21 protein-coding genes, 1 tRNA gene and 1 pseudogene are annotated in these 19,275 nt (G+C 35.9%); 14 read left to right on the top strand and 9 right to left on the bottom strand.

From position 1 onward, the window contains the following. Positions 1-204: 204 nt before the first annotated feature. The 4 genes from AC2A1D_RS05190 to AC2A1D_RS05175 form a co-directional block, all read right to left on the bottom strand. Positions 205-274: transfer RNA gene (locus AC2A1D_RS05190), tRNA-OTHER, on the bottom strand. A 221-nt stretch (positions 275-495) separates the two neighbouring features. Further along, positions 496-681, bottom strand: a complete 186-nt coding sequence (locus AC2A1D_RS05185) for a hypothetical protein (RefSeq protein WP_484042566.1) — start codon at positions 679-681, stop codon at positions 496-498. A 56-nt stretch (positions 682-737) separates the two neighbouring features. Further along, a complete protein-coding gene (locus AC2A1D_RS05180) occupies positions 738-1,295 on the bottom strand; it encodes a helix-turn-helix transcriptional regulator (protein ID WP_484042565.1) in 558 nt (185 codons plus the stop codon). Positions 1,296-1,302: 7 nt separating this feature from the next. Beyond that, positions 1,303-1,524: a hypothetical protein gene (locus tag AC2A1D_RS05175; RefSeq protein ID WP_484042564.1), complete on the bottom strand. Its 222-nt coding sequence runs from the start codon at positions 1,522-1,524 to the stop codon at positions 1,303-1,305. Positions 1,525-1,635: 111 nt separating this feature from the next. On the opposite strand from AC2A1D_RS05175, the gene AC2A1D_RS05170 reads away from it, so the two are divergent. Then, positions 1,636-1,944, top strand: a complete 309-nt coding sequence (locus tag AC2A1D_RS05170; RefSeq protein ID WP_484042563.1) for a helix-turn-helix domain-containing protein — start codon at positions 1,636-1,638, stop codon at positions 1,942-1,944. A gap of 33 nt (positions 1,945-1,977) precedes the next feature. Here AC2A1D_RS05170 and AC2A1D_RS05165 read toward each other — a convergent pair whose 3' ends face one another. From AC2A1D_RS05165 to AC2A1D_RS05150, 4 genes are all read right to left on the bottom strand, one after another. After that, a complete protein-coding gene (locus tag AC2A1D_RS05165) occupies positions 1,978-3,558 on the bottom strand; it encodes a recombinase family protein (protein ID WP_484042562.1) in 1,581 nt (526 codons plus the stop codon). An 88-nt stretch (positions 3,559-3,646) separates the two neighbouring features. Continuing rightward, complete coding sequence (locus AC2A1D_RS05160) at positions 3,647-3,868, bottom strand: hypothetical protein (protein WP_116098584.1); 222 nt, start codon at positions 3,866-3,868, stop codon at positions 3,647-3,649. Between the two features lie 180 nt (positions 3,869-4,048). Then, a complete protein-coding gene (locus AC2A1D_RS05155; RefSeq protein WP_484042561.1) occupies positions 4,049-5,044 on the bottom strand; it encodes a helicase-related protein in 996 nt (331 codons plus the stop codon). After that, a complete protein-coding gene (locus tag AC2A1D_RS05150; protein WP_484042560.1) occupies positions 5,010-5,384 on the bottom strand; it encodes a HipA domain-containing protein in 375 nt (124 codons plus the stop codon). Before AC2A1D_RS05150 ends, AC2A1D_RS05155 begins: the two co-directional genes overlap by 35 nt. 54 nt (positions 5,385-5,438) lie before the next feature. Here AC2A1D_RS05150 and AC2A1D_RS05145 point away from each other — a divergent pair. Both AC2A1D_RS05145 and AC2A1D_RS05140 read left to right on the top strand, forming a co-directional pair. Then, positions 5,439-5,786, top strand: a pseudogene (locus AC2A1D_RS05145) (Y-family DNA polymerase); the annotation flags it as partial. 79 nt (positions 5,787-5,865) lie between these two features. Next, positions 5,866-6,063: a hypothetical protein gene (locus AC2A1D_RS05140; RefSeq protein ID WP_484042559.1), complete on the top strand. Its 198-nt coding sequence runs from the start codon at positions 5,866-5,868 to the stop codon at positions 6,061-6,063. Positions 6,064-6,331: 268 nt separating this feature from the next. On the opposite strand, the gene AC2A1D_RS05135 is transcribed toward AC2A1D_RS05140, so the two are convergent. Further along, positions 6,332-7,564 (bottom strand): site-specific integrase, encoded by a 1,233-nt coding sequence (locus tag AC2A1D_RS05135; RefSeq protein ID WP_484042558.1) that lies wholly within the window; start codon positions 7,562-7,564, stop codon positions 6,332-6,334. Positions 7,565-8,276: 712 nt separating this feature from the next. Between AC2A1D_RS05135 and AC2A1D_RS05130 the strand changes: the two genes are divergently transcribed. The 11 genes from AC2A1D_RS05130 to AC2A1D_RS05080 all read left to right on the top strand — a co-directional run bounded on the left by AC2A1D_RS05130 (position 8,277) and on the right by AC2A1D_RS05080 (position 19,188). Next, a complete protein-coding gene (locus AC2A1D_RS05130; protein ID WP_185216834.1) occupies positions 8,277-8,732 on the top strand; it encodes a MarR family winged helix-turn-helix transcriptional regulator in 456 nt (151 codons plus the stop codon). Then, a complete protein-coding gene (locus AC2A1D_RS05125; protein ID WP_185216836.1) occupies positions 8,729-10,111 on the top strand; it encodes a TolC family protein in 1,383 nt (460 codons plus the stop codon). Before AC2A1D_RS05130 ends, AC2A1D_RS05125 begins: the two co-directional genes overlap by 4 nt. A 5-nt stretch (positions 10,112-10,116) precedes the next feature. Further along, positions 10,117-11,073, top strand: a complete 957-nt coding sequence (locus AC2A1D_RS05120; protein ID WP_185216838.1) for an HlyD family secretion protein — start codon at positions 10,117-10,119, stop codon at positions 11,071-11,073. Between the two features lie 2 nt (positions 11,074-11,075). Continuing rightward, positions 11,076-12,236: an ABC transporter permease gene (locus AC2A1D_RS05115; RefSeq protein ID WP_185216840.1), complete on the top strand. Its 1,161-nt coding sequence runs from the start codon at positions 11,076-11,078 to the stop codon at positions 12,234-12,236. A 59-nt stretch (positions 12,237-12,295) separates the two neighbouring features. Further along, positions 12,296-13,171, top strand: a complete 876-nt coding sequence (locus AC2A1D_RS05110) for a helix-turn-helix domain-containing protein (protein ID WP_123853386.1) — start codon at positions 12,296-12,298, stop codon at positions 13,169-13,171. Positions 13,172-13,270: 99 nt separating this feature from the next. Then, positions 13,271-14,860 carry an oleate hydratase gene (locus AC2A1D_RS05105; RefSeq protein WP_484042557.1) on the top strand — a complete coding sequence of 530 codons (1,590 nt, stop codon included), beginning with the start codon at positions 13,271-13,273 and terminating at the stop codon, positions 14,858-14,860. Between the two features lie 58 nt (positions 14,861-14,918). After that, positions 14,919-15,551 (top strand): porin family protein, encoded by a 633-nt coding sequence (locus tag AC2A1D_RS05100; RefSeq protein WP_065721661.1) that lies wholly within the window; start codon positions 14,919-14,921, stop codon positions 15,549-15,551. 100 nt (positions 15,552-15,651) lie between these two features. Then, positions 15,652-16,611: an alpha/beta fold hydrolase gene (locus tag AC2A1D_RS05095; RefSeq protein ID WP_185216845.1), complete on the top strand. Its 960-nt coding sequence runs from the start codon at positions 15,652-15,654 to the stop codon at positions 16,609-16,611. 36 nt (positions 16,612-16,647) lie between these two features. Beyond that, complete coding sequence (locus AC2A1D_RS05090) at positions 16,648-17,409, top strand: MlaE family ABC transporter permease (protein ID WP_185216847.1); 762 nt, start codon at positions 16,648-16,650, stop codon at positions 17,407-17,409. A gap of 9 nt (positions 17,410-17,418) precedes the next feature. Further along, complete coding sequence (locus AC2A1D_RS05085) at positions 17,419-18,186, top strand: ABC transporter ATP-binding protein (RefSeq protein WP_028122565.1); 768 nt, start codon at positions 17,419-17,421, stop codon at positions 18,184-18,186. Positions 18,187-18,189: 3 nt separating this feature from the next. Then, a complete protein-coding gene (locus AC2A1D_RS05080; protein WP_185216849.1) occupies positions 18,190-19,188 on the top strand; it encodes an MlaD family protein in 999 nt (332 codons plus the stop codon). Positions 19,189-19,275: the final 87 nt, after the last annotated feature.

Here is a 19,275-nt window from a genome sequence, read left to right as displayed (position 1 = left end):
ACATAATATCCACTCTGAATTAAAATGTTTATTTCTTTTAGCTCTAACGGCGAACAATGATTAAGAAATTGTTCCGGCGTTATCTCGAGAAAAAATTGTTTTGATATTTTAGGCATACGAATAATTTGAAATTAAAAACCCGACCGGTAAAGGCCGGGTAAAAACTAATAACCATTAAAACTCATCAATTAAACATGAGAATCGTGGAGAAGACAGGACTTGAACCTGCGACCGGGACTCTATGCCCTGCTCTAACCAACTAAGCTACCTCCCCAGAACTCAGCCTCAAATGGCTGAGTAAAAACTAATAACCATGAAAACTCAAATTAAACATGAGAATCGTAAGAACTCCGGAATCGAACCGGATATCAGCATAAACATTACCTCCTGCATATCTAATAGCTATCACTGCATCCTTCCCGCTTATCTTTTTACTGCATTTCTTCAGATTTTGGTGATAAGCAACCCAACCAAACACCACATTATATAATTATATCAACTATCTTTTCTATAAATCCAATCGAGCTGCTCATTCAAACACTCTCGGATAATATTGGGAATAGATATAAGACCTAAATCTTTATACATTCTCAACTTCCTACTTAATGCAAAAAGTGAATTTTCATCGGTAACTGAGCGTATTTGCTCCATTGTTCCAGAAATATCCAGTTTTGCTATCACTATTTTTTTCTCCATTTTCAAAAAGCCCCGCCGAAACGGGGATCGGTTAACATATTTTAAACCAAGCCCAAATCGAACGCTACTCTGGCCAGTTCTTGTTTTGTAGAAATTCTTAATGAATTGTATAATCTCGTTCTATAGACCTCAAAGGAACCGGTTGGCATGCTTAACTGCTCTGCTATGACGGTATTTTTAAGACTTGAGGTTAAAAGCTTGATTGCTTCAGTATCTTGAGAGTTTAAACTCACCCCATTATATTCAATAGGTTTACAAACAATTCCAAACCCCTTGCAAGTTCCCTTTAATGGACAATCAAAACTATCCGGACTCGCTACATTGTTTTTGAAATCGGCTTGAAAATTTAAACCTCCAAACCTGCACTCAGCTAATTTTCTTCTCTGTTCTGGTCTTGTATTTGCCCAAGATTCCAAAATGTTTTTCACTTCAATTTCCTGATCAATAATTTCATCGAGGAATTGTAAATCCTTTTCGGGAAGCTCTTCAAAATCCCTAACCCTACCTTCCTTAATCACCATAAGCCGGTCCTCTTCATGAATGTAAAATATCTCGAGGGTGTCGTCACACATCCCTGGATAAAGTCTAGTTGTAGTCATCAATATTCTATTTTAAAATTGCTTCATATTTCCGCGCTACTTGTAGTAGCGCTGCGATAATTTTTAGATCGCCTTTCTTTCGATTTTTAACCTGCCTAACTGCTCCACTAGTAGCTTCCGGAACAATCTCCAATACTTCAGAAGTATATCGTGTAGGTAAATAGTTATCAATGATTTTGAAAGATTCAGAGATATTGGAATCAATTTTTTTTACCTTAGTTTTATTCATTACTTTTGTGACAGTTTATTACAGTTCGTTACTTAATGTGACAAAGTTACATATTATATCATAAGATACAATAAGTAACGTGTTATTTTTTTAAATAAATACTATAACTATATGACAATCAGTGAGAAAATTTATCATTACCTAAAAAGTAATGATATACAAGTAAAAGATTTTGCTGAGAAGCTGGATATAAATAGAGTAACTCTTTCTGCAATGCTGAACGGAAGAAACCGCTTTTCACAAGATTTTTTTGAAGCACTACAAGAAAACTATCCAGATATAGATTTAAATCTACTTTTGGATAAAAATACAGAGACAAGATTTTTGAAGAGCACAACCGAAGCAGGAACGCATTCGGAAAGACTGGAAAGTCTAGAAAATGGAATAAAAGAAATAAAAAAAATACTCCAAAAAATATAGATTTGACACAATCCTGTCAAAATCTAAACATAACTAATTGATAATTAAACTTAATATGAATCCTGTCGAGGTCACAAGACCGACATTAGAAGATAATTCACTTCTTTGTCGGTTTTTTTTATTTCCTAACTCCTTCTTAATCAAAAAGATACCATTAGCAAAACTGTTGATTTTTGTGGTTTGAAAATTCTCTCCATCAAAGATTAACTTTTCAGGATATATCAAACCAACAATTGCCCTTTTATCCATTGTGTTCGCATTCTTATATCTTTCAGAAATATTTGTAATGGAATCAAGTGCTTTATTTATCCTTTGTTCAAAATTATTATTTTCAGCTGAACTCTTTAAAGCACTTAATTTAACCTTCAGATTTTCTATTTCAGTTTTGTATTTATTTTTTATGCTTCTAAAATCTTCTTCATCTAATTTATCTTCAATGAACATATCTCGTGCTTTTTCAATTCTTTGCTCTATTCCATTAAGCTTATTTTGAAGTACTTTGCGTTCATCACCAACGCTATTTGACGCAACTGCAAAATTTTGAATAAATATTGCTTTCAATATTTTTGTTGCACCATTGTTAAAGCTGAATTTTGAAAGTTCTTCCACAAATAAATCATTGACAATTTCAGAATTGTGTCTAAAACCACAATCAACTGTACAATGGTAGTAATAATAATGTTTACTTCTTCCCTTTGCACTGCTGGCTGTCAAGTTTTTATTACACTTTGGACATAGTAAAAGTCCTCTCAAAGGATAGCGTTCCTCATTTATTATACGACCGGCAGGTAAAAAGTCATCTTTATTACTTTTTCTAAATAGAATGCTTTGTACCTTCAAGAATAAATCCTCTGAGATTAAAGCATCGTGCTTTCCCTCAATTATTCTCTCTTCTTCATCATTATAAGCTTTTAACAAAAGTTTGCCAGTATATACTATATTTCTTAAAGCTTCCATAAATGAATTTTTTGTAAGTTTCCTTCCTTCACGTTTATTCATTTCTTTAAGAACCACAGCAGTAGGAAGATGTCCTTTGGCTACCTGTTTAAAAGCCCAGATTATATTTGATGCTTCAGGTTCTTTGACTGCAACATATTTTCTCCCGTCCTCTTTACTTCTATTAATATATCCATACGGAGCTATTCCCATCATCCGCCCTTCTTTGATAGCTCTTCTCATTCCATAAGTCACATTCATTGCCCTACGATCATTTTCAACTTCGGGAGTAGACAAATAAATCGCAAGCAAAAGTTTATTTTCCGGCACTCTCAGATCAAGCGGTTGTTCAATAGCTTGTGGAGTAATATTTAGCTTGTTTAAATTGGAAATCATCTGATAGGCTTCACTAGTATTACGACTGAAACGATCCCACTTTGTGAATAATAACAGTCTTCCTTCTTTAATTTTTCTTAACCTTCTAAATCCATACATATACTTTTTCCATTCAGGTCTTTCAAATGTTTTAGCTGAGTGATCTTCATAAATTACATTACCGATAACTATATTCAAAGAATTACAATGTTTTCTCAATCTTTCCTCTTGATCACGCTGAGAATATCCTTTATCAGCTTGTTCGTCTGTTGATACACGTATATATAAATCAGCAATTTTCATATTCATTTAATTTAAATTGGAAATAAAGAATAATATAAAACTTACAAAGTTGTTAAACTAAGTAATTATGAATCACTAAAATAAGAAATTAATCGTTATTTAAAAGAAACTCTTTGATCGTAATTTTAGCAAGAGTATGTAAAAGTGATAATATCTCGGAAGCTTCTTCTTCCGAAACAAAAATTTCTGAAGCTTTGAGCATTTTAATAGCAACCTCCAAAGGCATTTCTTTAAAATTCATAATCGACTCTACTTCAAATAAATTTGAAGCATTAGCAGACGGCCGTTTATTTATTTTTGCTTTGGACATTTAAAAAATTTAAGTTCTAAGGACATATTTATTTCATCCTCAATTTTGAAGCTTGAATAAAAATCGTAAATATTTTGTACAATAAAGCTCTCTACAAGTGAGTGAGGGATATTTAAGATTTGTCTGGTATAAAAAAGAATTCTCTGAAAAAATTGATGTGATTTTCATTTGGTGTTTCTTCTATCTCTTTCGCAAAAGATTTATAGGTTGTTCTCCGATTTGACGGTCTGACGTTTGCTTAGCAACAGCTTTGATGTTAGTTGAACCACCTTCACTAAATTGTCTATTTTTCTGTACGAAGAACTTAACATTTTCATCCATCCTTTCCATTACATTATCTCTCGTTTGACTCAGTTTTTGTTTTTTCTCCTTCTCAATTTTATATTTTGTAATCATCTGTATCCTAATGTGTGGGAGCTCTTCCAACTTTTTGTCCAATTCAGCTATTTTATTATCCGTAGTTTTAGTTTGAAATTCGATCTCTGTAACATTAACACCCTTTTCAGCTAGATATTCAATTGTTTTCTGAACTTCAGATTTAGCCAAATCAATTGCTTTCTGATATGATGGTAATTGGTCTTTCCAGTAATCCGAATTTATATCGCTGTTTTCAGAGTATCCTAAAATCCTATTATAGGAATGTTCAGCTTTAGTTACCAACTCTTTTACTTTTAAGAAATCTTCATACTTCCTTAAAACAAACGAATTATCAGCCAGATGCTTATTTTTCTCACTTTCAATCTTTCTTTTTAGCAATTCAATTTCAATATTAGATCTTGTTTCCGGATTTGTTATAATGGATGTTTTGAGTTCCTGCGTACTGATATCAGAAATATCTAAAACATTAGCTCCTTTTTTCATTGCTTCCAAATATCTTGCTTGTTTTGATTGAAGCTTCTGAAGCATAAATACATCGATGCTATCATTAGTAAGCATAAAATTAACCCTTACATTTTCGTGTTTGTTCCCTTGCCTCCAGGCACGACCTTCGACCTGTCGTAAAGTTGTAAAATTGTAGGGAAGAGAGAGCATATATAAGTCACTAGTATTTTGCTGAAGATTCATTCCTTCCTGAATAGCTTCGCTGCCGAGAATAATTTTGACTTTACCGGAATTAAAATCATCTTGAATTTTTAGTCTGTTAGGCTTGCTCGTTGCACCAGTAATCTTTATCAACAGATGGATTAAGGTCATATGCTGGTGAAAGTACCCATCCTTTTGGAGTTAAAAGAAATCCGTGATTTCGGAGATGATCATCGGTATTTGATATACAGATACTGAATACTATTCTTCTCCACAATTCCTCCAAATTATTTTTGATATCTGCACCTGATATTTCTATAAAATCAACAATTTCTAAATAGCTGGGTGTAGCATCTTTTAATAAATCTTCATAATTTCCTGTCATAGTCATAGCTGACGAAAAATGAATTCTACCTTCGCCAATGCGATCAAATCGTTTAGTGAAAAATCTATGGTAATTATTACCTAATTTTTGAATTTTAGTTTCAGACATATTAATTCCCGCATTGATTGCTAATCGATATGCCAAATATTCCCAAGCTGCTATATGGAGTACTACTTCAATATGTCACATCAGGTGACAGAGATTATCCAGGAAAAAGTTCCCATTATGGAAAAAGCCAGTGTTGATGAGTTCTATCTTGATCTCTCAGGAATGGATAAGTTTTTCGGATGCTATCAGTGGACAACAAAAATTGCTGGGGCTGTAAAGAAAAATACAGGTTTACCGATTAGTTTTGCTTTATCAACCAATAAAACAGTTTCAAAAATAGAAACCGGGGAAGCAAAGCCTGCTGGCAAATTAGAATTGAAACCACAGTCTATTCAACCGTTTTTAAACCCATTGTCTGTCAAAAAAATTCCAATGTTCGGCAATGTGATTTTCGAACTGCTTATTTGACACAGTGCGAAAATGTTTTTATTTAGCGGATTTTAATGGTAATTCAATTTATCGCATCTCTAAAAATGGTAAAGTGAAACTACTCTATCATAATGAAGATGTAAATGGTGTAAATGGACAGCTAGATCAACCTGCTGAGGTAGTTTTACGAGGAAATGAACTTATTATAGTTAATATGGATATGGCTTGGGCAACACCAGGGCTTGCTATAAAGAAGGTGGTCAATCTGGAACATTTTCTTTATGTACTTGATCTTAATCAAATCCACTAAATATGTTAAAAGCATTTAAGAATCTATAAGTATATAGTAGTATTTGAAATCTATCACATCCAAGTTCTATTAGATAAACCAAAGACAATCTTAATCACTTTATGTATTTTACTATTTTTCTAAATCTTTTTTTTTATTGTTTCTATATCTATTTCTTTATAGTTACAAGCGACAAATGGCACCCACTAAAGAGAGTTGGTGCCATTTTCTTAATTATTTTTTTAAAATTATAAAATCTTACCCTCGCTTAAAATCTAAATTGTAAATTCTAATTTAGGGAATCTGCTTTTATTTGAAGAATATTTCTTAGCACTAGCATATCTTCACTCACTTTCTGGTCAAGAATCTTCGCGTAATGCTGAGTGGTCTTAATATTTTTATGTCCGAGCATTTTACTAACACTTTCTATAGGGACACCATTCGCCAAAGTTATCGTAGTAGCAAAAGTATGACGCGCAATATGATAAGTTAGTTCTTTGTTTATATCACAAAGGTCAGCGATTTCTTTAAGATAAGCATTCATCTTCTGATTACTTAGTATAGGTAGCAGCTTGCCACTATTTAAGCAAGCTGGATGATTTGCGTATTTCTCGATAATTTCTTCCGCTTTAGGGAGTAATGGTATATTTGATTTTGTTTTTGTTTTTTGCCGTATTGTGTAAATCCATTTATTACCGTCTAAGCCAATATTAATATTATCTTGCTTAAGTTGTTGCGTATCTATGTAAGCCAGTCCTGTATAACAGCTAAAAAGAAAGATAAACCTGACTTGTGACAACCGCTCATTCTTGAAATCTTTATTGAACATAACCTCTAATTCCTGTTCATTTAAAAAAACTCTACTTACTTCATTAAAACTTGAGCTATAGTTAAGAAATGGATCTCTTTCAATCCAACCATTGGCAAGGCAGATACGAACAATCTTTCCAAAGTTCTTAATATACTTTACGGCAGAATTGTTATTGCAAGACTTTTCAGTTCGTAAAAAGAATTCAAAATCATTTAAAAATGCGAAATCAATTTTCTTGATATTAATATCTGATACATTATATTTCCATTTCAAAAATTCTCTGATATGACTGAGACAAGTTCTATATCTTCCGAGAGTTCCTGATGCAAACTCCTTTCCAATAAGTCTTTCCATTCTATCATTATGGTCTAAGAAAATTGGTATTAGTGTTCTATTGAATTCACCTGTTCCAAGGAACTTATTTTTGAGAATTTCACAAGTTACTTTTTCGTTATCTTTAATCAGATCGTGATAGATATTGTAAATTTTATGTTCAAATGTTTTGAGATAAAAATTAAGCGACTTGACTTCCTCAGATGTACCAGTTACTTTTTGCATCCCTGAACTCCATTTTTTAGTATTCACAGTACGTTTGGTACTAATCTCGGTTATTTTCCCATCAACCGTAATACGCAGGTATATTGGCACTTCTCCATTAGCATTGATCTTTGATTTCTTCACATAGAAAAGTAGATTAAATGTCTTGTTCATTTATTTGAATTTTATGAGTTTAAAATTAACTTCAGTAAAAAACATTAACAAGATATTCACTTTCTGAACTGGCTTACCAGAGGCGCTTTTCAAAACATTTAGTGACCTCTTTAAACCACTTGAGTGAGGTCACTTTTATAGGTCACTTAAGATTAAAAAATCTGATAAAAAATTTCAAAGAATATTCAATTTTTTTTATTTTTTAATGAAAAAATATCGAATTGAATTTTCAATTTCTCAGTGACCTATTTTTCCGTATGTTTCAGGTCACTGAATAAGTCACTTTCAGATTGTGCAATTTTGACTCTTTTTAAATAGTCTAAAAACGAAAAAAGCTTTAAAACGTATGTTTTAAAGCTTTTTGTGCTATTTTGTTTTTATAGCTGCGATCCGGACGGGACTTGTTCTTTCTTAAAAAACTCCCTATGGATACGCTTTATACTGTATTCTTGTTTTTCAGGTCACTGAATAGGTCACTTTTTGAAGCAAGAATATGAACTACTATTTTTACTGATGCAAATATAGCTGATTTTTCATTATTGTACGTCTTCAAACTAACTTAGACATTTTTCACTAATCACAAATGGTACTAACAAGAATTAAATAAAAAAGCTTATGTCATCTCAATGATTTTAAGATTAAAAAAAATTTAACATAAATAGTTGTTATTACAACTATTGTTTAATTAACTTTGTTCAATAATAATTTTTATATGAAAGCTGAAAAAATATTAACTGAACAAGATCGATACAATCTGCTTACCGGGAATGTACCTCTACTGTTCAATCGTTTTTTGGGTCAGCAATTCAAATTGAATAATATTAACCTGACCCGGGAACAATGGTCGGTGCTAGTACCTTTATGGAAACAACAGGGATGTTCACAGCAGGCAATAGCAGATTTTACCCACAGGGATAAACCCAGCATAACTAGACTTATTGATCAATTGGAAAAAGAAGGTTACGTAGAAAGAAGGTCTCACCCTACTGACAGAAGGCAAAATCTAATATATTTAACAAATAAAGGAAAGGAGATAGAGGAAAAAGTAATGTATATTGTGAACAATGTCACCGAAAGAGCAACCAGAGGACTTTCAGAAAATCAAATTATGGAGATAAAAAACTTCTTTCAGCATATTCAAAACAACATTCAAAACGAAATGGTATGAAAAAAATAAAGTTAGCCATTACATTGATCCTACTCGGCACTATCACCAACGCACAGATTCTTATAAGTAAGGATTTGGATTATGCTATCGGAAAGGCATTGCAAAAAAATACTGAAATAAGGAATCAAGATCTTGAATTACAAAAATTAGAATTAGAACGCAAAAGCATATTGGCCAAATATATCCCGAAGGTCGAGGCTTCAGGTTTATACTCTTACATCAGCAGTGATGCAAAATTAGATCTAGCTACCCTGAATTTACCCATCACAGGATATCCTGTTTTTGGGGGATCTTCCGATTTCAGCACAAATGCGAATATCCTTTATGGAGGTCTTACCGCAAAAGCTGTACTGTTCAGTGGCGGACAAATCCTCAATGGAGCCAAAGCTCTCAAAGAAAAAAATACAGGAACAGCTTTTATGATGGAAAATCAGAAAGATGAGGTGATAAAAGATATCATAGGGAGCTTTGACCGTCTCAAACTTCTGGAAACCGCCGAAACACTGATCGATAACAGCGAAAAGAGATTGAATAAGGAAAAAGAAAGAGTAGAAAAGGCGATATCCGAAGGGTTGGCAATTCCTTATGACCGCGATAAAATCAAACTCTCCACTCTGGAATTGGCTTCCAAACGTGCAGATGTTCAAAATAAAAGAAAACTTCTGATACTCAAGATAAAACAATCCACCAATCTTTCTGAAGAAGAAATTCTTAAAACCAATCATCAGTTGGAGCCCATCATTATTTTGGACAGCCTGAGCACAGCCGAACGAAATGAGGTAAAAGCACTGGAATATTTCAAAAAAGCTTCCGAATATGCCCTTAAAAAAGAAAAAGGAAGCCTTCTTCCCACAGTTGGGGCTTTTGCGGGATATAGCTATGCATCATTATATAATGCCAATACAAAAGTGCCGATTGAACAATTAAATACGACCGCCAATTTGAAACTAAATGAATTGACACTACATCCGAACTGGATGTTAGGCGTGGCCGTGAAATGGGAACTCTTCAGCGGATTTGAACGTAAACATAAAATAGACGAAGCCAAAATAGGACTCGCCCAGGTTGAAAATAAACTGGCAGACACCAAAGAAAAAGTAGACCTGGAATTGGAAAAAAACAAGGTAGAATACAATACCACGTTACATAAGGTAGATATTGCGATCCAAAGGGAAAAAATAGCACAAAATAATAATGAGATAGCATCAAAACAATACAGATTAGGGCTTATTAACGTCACTGAACGCCTGGGGGCGGAAAACGATATATACAAAGAATCCTTAAACAAAGTAGAAACCGTGATTGAACAGCGTAATGCTGCTATTGAAGTTTACCGTGCATCGGGAAAATTATCAAACTTTATTAAAATCCAAAACTAAGCAAAATGAAAAAAATTATTTACATACTAAGCATTGCAGGCATTTTAGCTTCTTGTGAGAATAAACCGAAAGTATCACAAACCATCCAGGGAAAAACCGAGCGGGAAGAGATTGCAGTAGTAGGCAAAATAGCAGGCAGGATAGATAAAATTCTGATCAGCGAGGGAGCTCTTGTTAAAAAGGGAGATACATTGGCGATATTGGAAATCCCAGAAGTAGACGCAAAAAAATCACAGGCACAAGGTGCGGTAAAATCTGCTCAGGCACAATATGATATGAGTGTACACGGTGCTACTGCCAATCAGTTGGCACAGCTCTATGCCAAGAAATCCGCTTTGGTAGAGCAATATGAGTTTGCAAAAAAATCGCTGGCAAGAATGAATGCAATGGTAAAGGATTCACTGGTTCCGCAACAGCAATATGATGAAGTATTCGCGAAGTATCAGGGAGCCAAATCACAAATGATAGCCGTAGATGCAGAAATTGCCGATGTTAAAAACGGGGTCCGCATAGAACAGCAAACAATGGCGTTGGGACAAAAAGACCGTGCACAAGGAGCTTTGGAAGAAGTACAGGTTGCCGAGAAAGAAAGGTATATCATTGCACCACAGGATATGAAAATAGAATCCATCACATTGAAGCTGGGGGAACTGGCACTACCAGGATATACGCTTTTCAAAGGTTCTCTTAATAATTCCATTTATTTCCGTTTTACTATTCCTGAAAGCCAATTGGCAAATTATGCACAAGGAAAAGAAATCAATGTGCATATACCTTACAAAAATCGGGATATCAAAGGGAAAATCAGAAATATAAAACAAATAGGTGCCTATGCTAATATTGCTACAGCATATCCTGATTATGAAGTGCAGGATGCTTTGTACGAAATATTGATAGACCCTATTAACATCCAACAAGCAAACGATATCCTAAGCAAAACAACAGTAACGCTAAAACCTTAATAATGAAAACATTTCTCAATCTGATCAAACGGGAGTTCGGCTTATTCTGGAGCAACAAGGTCCTCCGAATTTTGTTTATTGGAGCTCCTTTGATGTACGGTGTTTTGTTGGGATATGTGTACAGCAAAGGGAAAGTGACAGATTTACCAATCATAGTGGTAGATTATGACCAAAGCGCACTCAGCCGGAAAGCAATCGAAATGATGAATGACAACGAAGTTTTGTCTGTTGCAAGGCTGCAGTTTGACGAGACAAACCTCAATCGTTTGATGATTGAGAAAGATGCAACCTGCGTCGTTATTATCCCAAAAGATTTTGAGAAAGATGTGCTGACAAAACGATATCCTGAAGTCACTACCATAGTCAATACTGCAAATGTATTGACGGCAAATTATTCTTCATCAGCACTTCAGCTGGTCTTAGGAACCCTGAAAGCAGGAACACAGGTCGAAACATTGCGCAAACAAGGAGTTCCGGAAAATTTGCTGATGAGTCAGTACGAGCCATTTAAAACCACGTTTATAAAAAAGAACAACAGAAGCACCAACTATATGTATTTTTTGTGGCCAGGTGTTTTGGCTACTGTGCTTCAGCAGGTATTACTATTGGGACTGGCTCTTTCTTTTGCTTCCGAGTTTGAAAACGGCACTTTCAAATATCTGGTACATAGAAGCCGTTCTGCATTTATGCTGATACTGGTTAAAATCGTGCCTTATCTCATAATGAGCTTCGGGATATGGCTGATGTACTGGGGTTTTACCAAGTGGTTCAGAATTCCTTTTTATGAAAACATTTTTCCGCTTACCCTAATAGCAGGTGTTTTTGTAATCTCGGTCTGCTTTATAGGAATTTTGGTAAGTATCCTTGTTCCGAACCAGCTGAAAGCTACGGAAATCCTTATGGTTATTGCCACACCCAGCTTTATCCTGTCAGGATTTACCTGGCCGCTCAGCCAAATGCCGACTTGGGTTCAGTACATTGCAAATATCATCCCGCTTACACATTTCCTGCCTGCCTTTAGAATACTTATCATAGAAAAAGGCGCTGTAGACCTCACCTATCCCTATGTTATAAAAATGATAATTATAGGAACAGTAAGCGCTATTGCCAGCTATAGCGTTTTATGGTACAAAGTCCGAAAGATTAAAAGAGAGGAGCTGTAGCGAGATAAATATAAGGCGAAAAATATATCTTCCTGCATAAATCCATTAAATAAGAAGCTATGAAAGCTTACGAAAGTATTAAAGAAATATTATCTTTTTATCAGGTACACTGTGATGAACCTTACTTTATATCGTCAGGAAAACTCATTTTTGAATTCCCAAAAAGACTCTTCCGAATGGATTTTTATGCATTCTGCATCTGTGTTTCTGGTAGTATAGATTTAGAAATTGATAATCAGCATTACAAGATATCCCAAAACGGATTCCTGATATCTGCTCCGTCAACAATTATAAAATTTGTAAATACCAGTAAAGATTTCCGTATGAAGGTTCTATTCTTTGAAAAGAATTTCCTGCTCAAGAACATTTCTAATCCATTTTTTATCGAGAATCTGTCTCTATTCAATAAAAATAGCTTTAACGTAGTAATTTCCAACGAATCAAGTAGTACACACTTAATCAATTTATTGGATTATCTTCAACAGCAGTCCACGAGAAATGGTCGTTTTACAGAAGATATTGTTCGTACTATTATTATTAATATTTTATTGGAAGTTGCAGTCCTAACTGATGAAGACAGAAAAGACAACGCATATCCAACTCCACAGGATAACAATAATATTTTTTTTAAATTCAATGAATTGGTGAAAGAAAATATTTTGCAGCATAAGGACGTACAATACTATGCGGACAAGCTATTCATTACCAACAAATATCTTATTCTGATTGTAAAAAAAGCGACCGGCAAAACGCCACATCAGATTATTGATGAGGCCTTATTAAAAGAAGTATACGTTCTGCTCGGCTATCCAGAAAAAAACATTTCTCAGATTGCATTTGAAACGGGCTTTAATTCTACCTCTGCATTCGGCCGTTTCTTTAAAAAGCATGCGTCAATATCGCCCCAAAAGTACCGAAGACAACAGCATTTTTAAAAAAGAAATTCCGTATATGATTTTCGAATTTAGGGATACTAAGGAATTAAGGTATATCAATACCTTTATCATATAAAAATAACCTAAAAAAAATATCATATGAGCAATTCGAACAAACATGCGTATTTCATCGGAGGTGGATTGGCAAGTCTTGCCGGTGCCGTATATCTGTTAGAAGATGGAGACTTTAAAGGCGAAAACATTCACATCATTGAAGCCCTGCCGATTTTGGGCGGTAGCAACGATGGTGCGGGAACTAAAGAAAAAGGATTTATTTGTCGTGGCGGGCGTATGCTCAACGAAGAAACCTATGAAAACTTTTGGGAATTAACATCCCGTATCCCTTCTCTGGATGTCCCGAACATTTCCGTAAAAGATGAAATTATGGCATTTGACCACGCGAATCCGACAAAGGCAAAAGCTCGGTTGATTGACAAGAACGGAAACATTTTACCCGTAACGGATATGGGTTTCAACACTCAGGACCGGATGAAATTTGTGAAATTGTTTTTTGCCGATGAAAATGATTTAGACAACATTACCATTCGTGATTGGTTTGACGATCATTTTTTTACGACCAACTTCTGGTATATGTGGCAAACCACTTTTGCCTGGCAGGAATGGAGCAGTATTTTTGAATTTCAACGCTATATGAAACGTATGCTGTTGGAATTTTCAAGAATCGAAACACTCGAAGGGGTTACCAGAACACCATACAACCAATATGAATCCGTTATCTTGCCGTTGAAGGCATTTCTGGACCAGCATAAAGTGGACTTTTCATTAAGAAAAACCGTTACCGATTTGGATTTTGCCGATGATGATGGCATTACCGTAACGGAAATAGAATGCATCAATGCAGAAGGAAAAAGAGAGAAAATAACCGTGAATGAAGGCGATTTGGTATTCTTTACCAACGGATGTATTACAGATAATTCTAATAACGGCGATTATAATACGCCTGCAAAATATTTACCGTCAAATCCGCCAAGTTTTGCATTATGGCGTAAAATTGCCAACAAGAAACCCGGCAAATTGGGTAACCCCGACCCGTTCTTTACCAAACCTGATGAAACAAAATGGTATTCATTTACGCCAACATTCAAAGGAAATAAATTTCTAAAACTTATTGAAGAATACACTGGCAACAAACCGGGCAGCGGAGCTTTGATGACATTTAAAGATTCATCGTGGCGAATGTCAATTGTGGTGGCTGCACAACCGCATTTCAAAGCGCAAGGCGATGATACTACCATTCTTTGGGGCTACGGATTATATCCAGATGCAGTGGGAGATTATGTGAAAAAGCCGATGATTGATTGCACGGGCGAAGAAATTTTGACAGAGTTGATTCATCATTTACATTTTGAAAAGCACGAACAGGAAATAAAAGATAGCATTATCAATGTTATTCCGTGTATGATGCCTTACATCGATGCTTTGTTTCAGCCAAGAGCTAAAAAAGACCGTCCTGCAGTTGTTCCTGAAGGCAGCACCAACTTAGCAATGATTAGTCAGTTTGTAGAAATATCGGAAGATATGGTATTCACAGAAGAATATTCGGTTCGTGCAGCACGCATCGCGGTATATACCCTACTCGGTCTCGATAAAAAAGTAACTCCAGTAACGGAACACTGGAAAAAACCAGACGTGTTGGCAAAAGCCATTCATACCTCTTACAGAAATTAAAAATAAAAAAATTTTGTTAACGACAATATTAGATTGACAATTTAAATCAATACAAAAAATGAAAAAAATCACATTGGCCATTGCACTTTGTGCAACTACTTTCGTTGTAAAAGCGCAAATTACGATTGACCCTGAAATAGGTCTGAATTTTAATAAAATAAAGACTGAGGTAGGCGATAATTCTTCCGAATCTGATGACTCCAAAACAGGATTCCGCATCGGGGCAGGCTTTAACATCCCTTTGTCACAAGGTTTTTACGTAAAGCCCGGTTTATTTTATAGCAACAAGGGTTCAAAAACCACCACCAGCATCGGAGATTTCAAAACCAGCCTAGACTACCTTGAAGTCCCTGTTAATCTCGGATATCAGTATAAAATTGAAGGAGGAAAGTCCGGAGGAATTTTTGCAGAGGTAGGGCCTTACATCGGATTTGGAGTAAGCGGCAAATATAAAGGAGAGAATATCCCAGTAATCGGTTCTCAGGAAACCGACATCAACTTTGGTAGTGGCAGCGATGAAACAAAAGGATTCGATTGGGGATTTAATTTCGGTGCCGGATATGAAACACCTTGGGGAATCTATCTGAAAGGACAATATGGCCTGGGATTAGGTAATCTTTCCAATATAGACAACGTAACATCTTATAACCGTGGCTGGAATCTTTCATTAGGATACCGAATCTCTCTTTAATCTATAAAAGATTGTCTATAATAACCAATTTATCTAACTTTATTCTGCTCTTGCTTTTGTCAAGGGCAGAATATTTATTTTTGTACAAAACCAACCGACTATGGCAAAACACACATCAGGATATATAAAGAGGAAGAAAATTGCCAACTCAGGTACGCACAATCTTTTTTATGAATTATTCGAACCAATAAATGAACCTCCAAAGGCTACTGTCCTTATACTACACGGGATGCAGGAGCATAGCGGTCGTTATAAAAATTTTGCGGAATATCTTGCGAACAACGGTTTTGCAGTTCTATTATATGACCATCTCGGACACGGAAAAACGGCGGAAAACCGGGAAGAACTTGGCTATTTTCAAAAAGAAAATCCCAAGCAGCAACTGATAGACGATGCCGCAACGATGGCAGCATTTTTAGAAAACAACTACCCTAACATTTCTCACTTTTTACTGGGGCATTCTATGGGATCTTTCATTGCACGATGCTTACTTCAGAATCAGGAAGCTGATTTTAAAGGCGCGGTCATCGTGGGAACGGGAGGAAAAATCAACGGAATCGGTTTGGCTAAATTTTTCCTGTCCATCAACAATATTATTGCTCCAAAACACCGGAGCAAATTCATCAACCAAACTTTTTCAAAAATTAATAATCAACATTTTAAAGGCGAGAAAGATGGCGACCTTACCAGTTGGCTGAGCCTCAGCAAATCCAACCGGGAATCATTTTGCCGGGACAGCCTATGCGGAGTACCTTTTACCAATAATGGTTTTTACGCATTAGTTTCTCTAAACCAACAGGCAACGGAAAGAAAATGGGCAGAAAAATTACCAAAGGAATTTCCTTTTCTTTTTGTAAGCGGAGCTGATGATCCGATAGGAGACTTCGGAAAAGCTATCGAAAAAACGGTAACACAAATGCAAAAAGATGGTTTTACAGATGTTAAAACTAAAATTTATCCTGCTATGCGGCACGAAATACTTAATGAGGATATTAAAGAATATGTATATGAAGATATAAGGAATTGGCTCAATAAAAAAATACAGCAATTGGAAAAGTAGACTAAAAATATTTTAATTTAAAAAAATAATTTGTTAATGATTAAAATACGTAGTTTTTTACAGGAAACAGGCAATATCACACAGTTTACCAAAAATTACTTTCTATTATGTTTCCGTCCACCATATGAAATAAAGGAACTGCTCGCACAATGCTATCTCATAGGCTACAAATCTTTGGGGCTTATTGCCATGACAGGCTTTATCATCGGCTTGGTTCTTACGATGCAGCTGCGGCCAAGCCTCGTACGCTATGGTGTGGAATCCCAGCTGCCTGTAATGGTAGGCATTGCCATCATCCGTGAAATAGCACCCGTAATCGCCGCTCTCATCTTTGCAGGTAAAATTGCAAGTAGCATCGGGGCAGAGCTGGGCTCGATGCGGGTTACCGAACAGATAGACGCAATGGAAGTAAGCGGTACACATCCTTTTAAATACCTTGTTGCCACACGTGTCCTGGCTACAACATTTATGCTTCCCGTACTTATCATCCTGGCGGATGCCATTTCACTATATGGTGCCTGGATAGGTGTTAACATTGGCGGTACAACTAGCCTGTCACTTTTCTATTCACAGGTTTTTGACTCCTTGGATTTCAGTGACATCATACCAGCTTTTATCAAAAGCTTTTTTTTCGGTTTTGCAGTGGGAATCGTGGGTGCCTATAAAGGCTATAATGCAGTAAAAGGAACACGGGGTGTGGGGAACGCCGCCAATTCAGCGGTCGTGCTCTCCTCTATCCTTATCTTCGTTTTGGACCTGATTGCGGTACAGATAACCGGCATTCTCGGATATAATTAAATCATCATTATGGCGGAAACAAAAACAACAGCAAACGGCAATAATGACAATGGACCGGCCATCGTCATTGAAGATATTTATAAAAGCTTTGGTGAAAAAAAAGTGCTTAACGGTTTTAACCTAACGGTCGATAAGAACGAAAATGTTGTAGTTCTCGGAAAATCAGGCACGGGAAAATCTGTGCTTATCAAATGTATCGTCCGGCTTTTAACACCTGATAGCGGTAGGATAATGATTTCCGGGCAGGATATTGTCCAACTGGAAAATCAAGAGCTGGACAAGGCACGCTCAAAAATAGGTTTTCTTTTTCAGGGAAATGCCATCTATGACTCTATGACCATCCGCGAAAATCTGGAATTCCCTTTAAGAAGACGGTGGTTCCGGCTGAAGCAGGTTGAAATTGACGCACGGGTTGAAGAAGCACTCGATAGTGTGGGGCTTAAACATACCGTAGACCTTATGCCATCCGAATTGTCGGGAGGGATGCTGAAAAGAATAGCTCTGGCACGTACTGTCATCCTCAAGCCGGAAATCATCCTTTATGATGAACCTACCACCGGACTTGATACGGTAACGGCAAAAGAAATAGACAGCCTTATCATGGATATACATAGAAAATACAAAACATCATCAATCATTATCTCACACGATATGAACTGTGTGAAAAATACGGCTGACAGAGTAGTCTTGCTGCTTGACGGAAAATGCTATGCACAAGGTACTTATCAGGAATTTGAAAGTTCTGATGACGAAAACATTAAACAATTTTTTGATTAAAATATGAATAAAAATAATATCAAGCTCGGCTTATTTGTAATTTCGGGGCTTATACTTATGATGGCTGTTTTCTTTTACATTGGCAGCGGTTCAGGCATTTTTACCAGCAAATTTGAGCTCAGGGCAAGATTCAAAAACTCCAATGGACTCAGAGAAGGAAGCAATGTGCTATTTTCAGGGATGCAGGCAGGTTCTGTAAAGTCAGTAAAATTGTCCGGAAGGGATGATATAGAGGTCATTATGCTTATAGACAAAGATATTGCAAAGCATATAGACAATAATGCCAAAGCCTCGATTGGAACAGAAGGCATTATCGGCAATGCGGTGGTCAATATTTTGCCTTACGGTAAGCCGGGCAGACCAGTGCAGGAAAAAGAATATCTCACGGCAGATACCAAACCAGGTGTGGATGAAATACTCAACACGCTATCGGCAAGCAACAACAATATACAGGATATATCCAAATCTCTTAAAAACACTGTGCATAAAATTGACAGCAGCCAGATTTTAAAATTAATTAATGACAAGGCATTTGCCGAAAACTTAAAATTATCCATCCTGAAAATACGCCAAAGCACGGAAAATATAGAAAACCTGAGCAGTACTGCAGAAGCCATCATTACGTCTACACGCCAAGGAAAAGGAGCAACGGGACTTCTCCTTGCCAACAAAGATTTTGAGTCCCAGCTTAAGCAGACTTTCAATAACGTCAATGCCGCCAGCAATAATCTTAATACAGTAAGCAATGAACTTATCACAGTTGGTAAAAACCTGCAGACATTCAGTAAAAATATAGAAAATGGAAAAGGACCGGTAAATGCCCTTATCACTGATACCGTTCTTACAAAAAACATCAATAACAGCCTTTACAATATCGAAAAGGGAACCGAAGGCTTCAACCAGAATATGGAGGCTCTGAAGCATAATTTTCTCTTCAGAGGTTACTTCCGCAAGCAGGAAAAAAAGAAAAAGGAAGCCGAAAAACAGAATCTCCAAAGATAATATTATTGGAATATCAGCATATACAATTAGAATTTTGGGATATATAAAGTGAAAGCAATATGTGTAACTTTATTAAATAAAAACAAG

Source organism: Chryseobacterium sp. HNCC26DJ239 (assembly GCF_057180445.1).
This window is presented reverse-complemented; position numbering and strand designations above follow the sequence as displayed.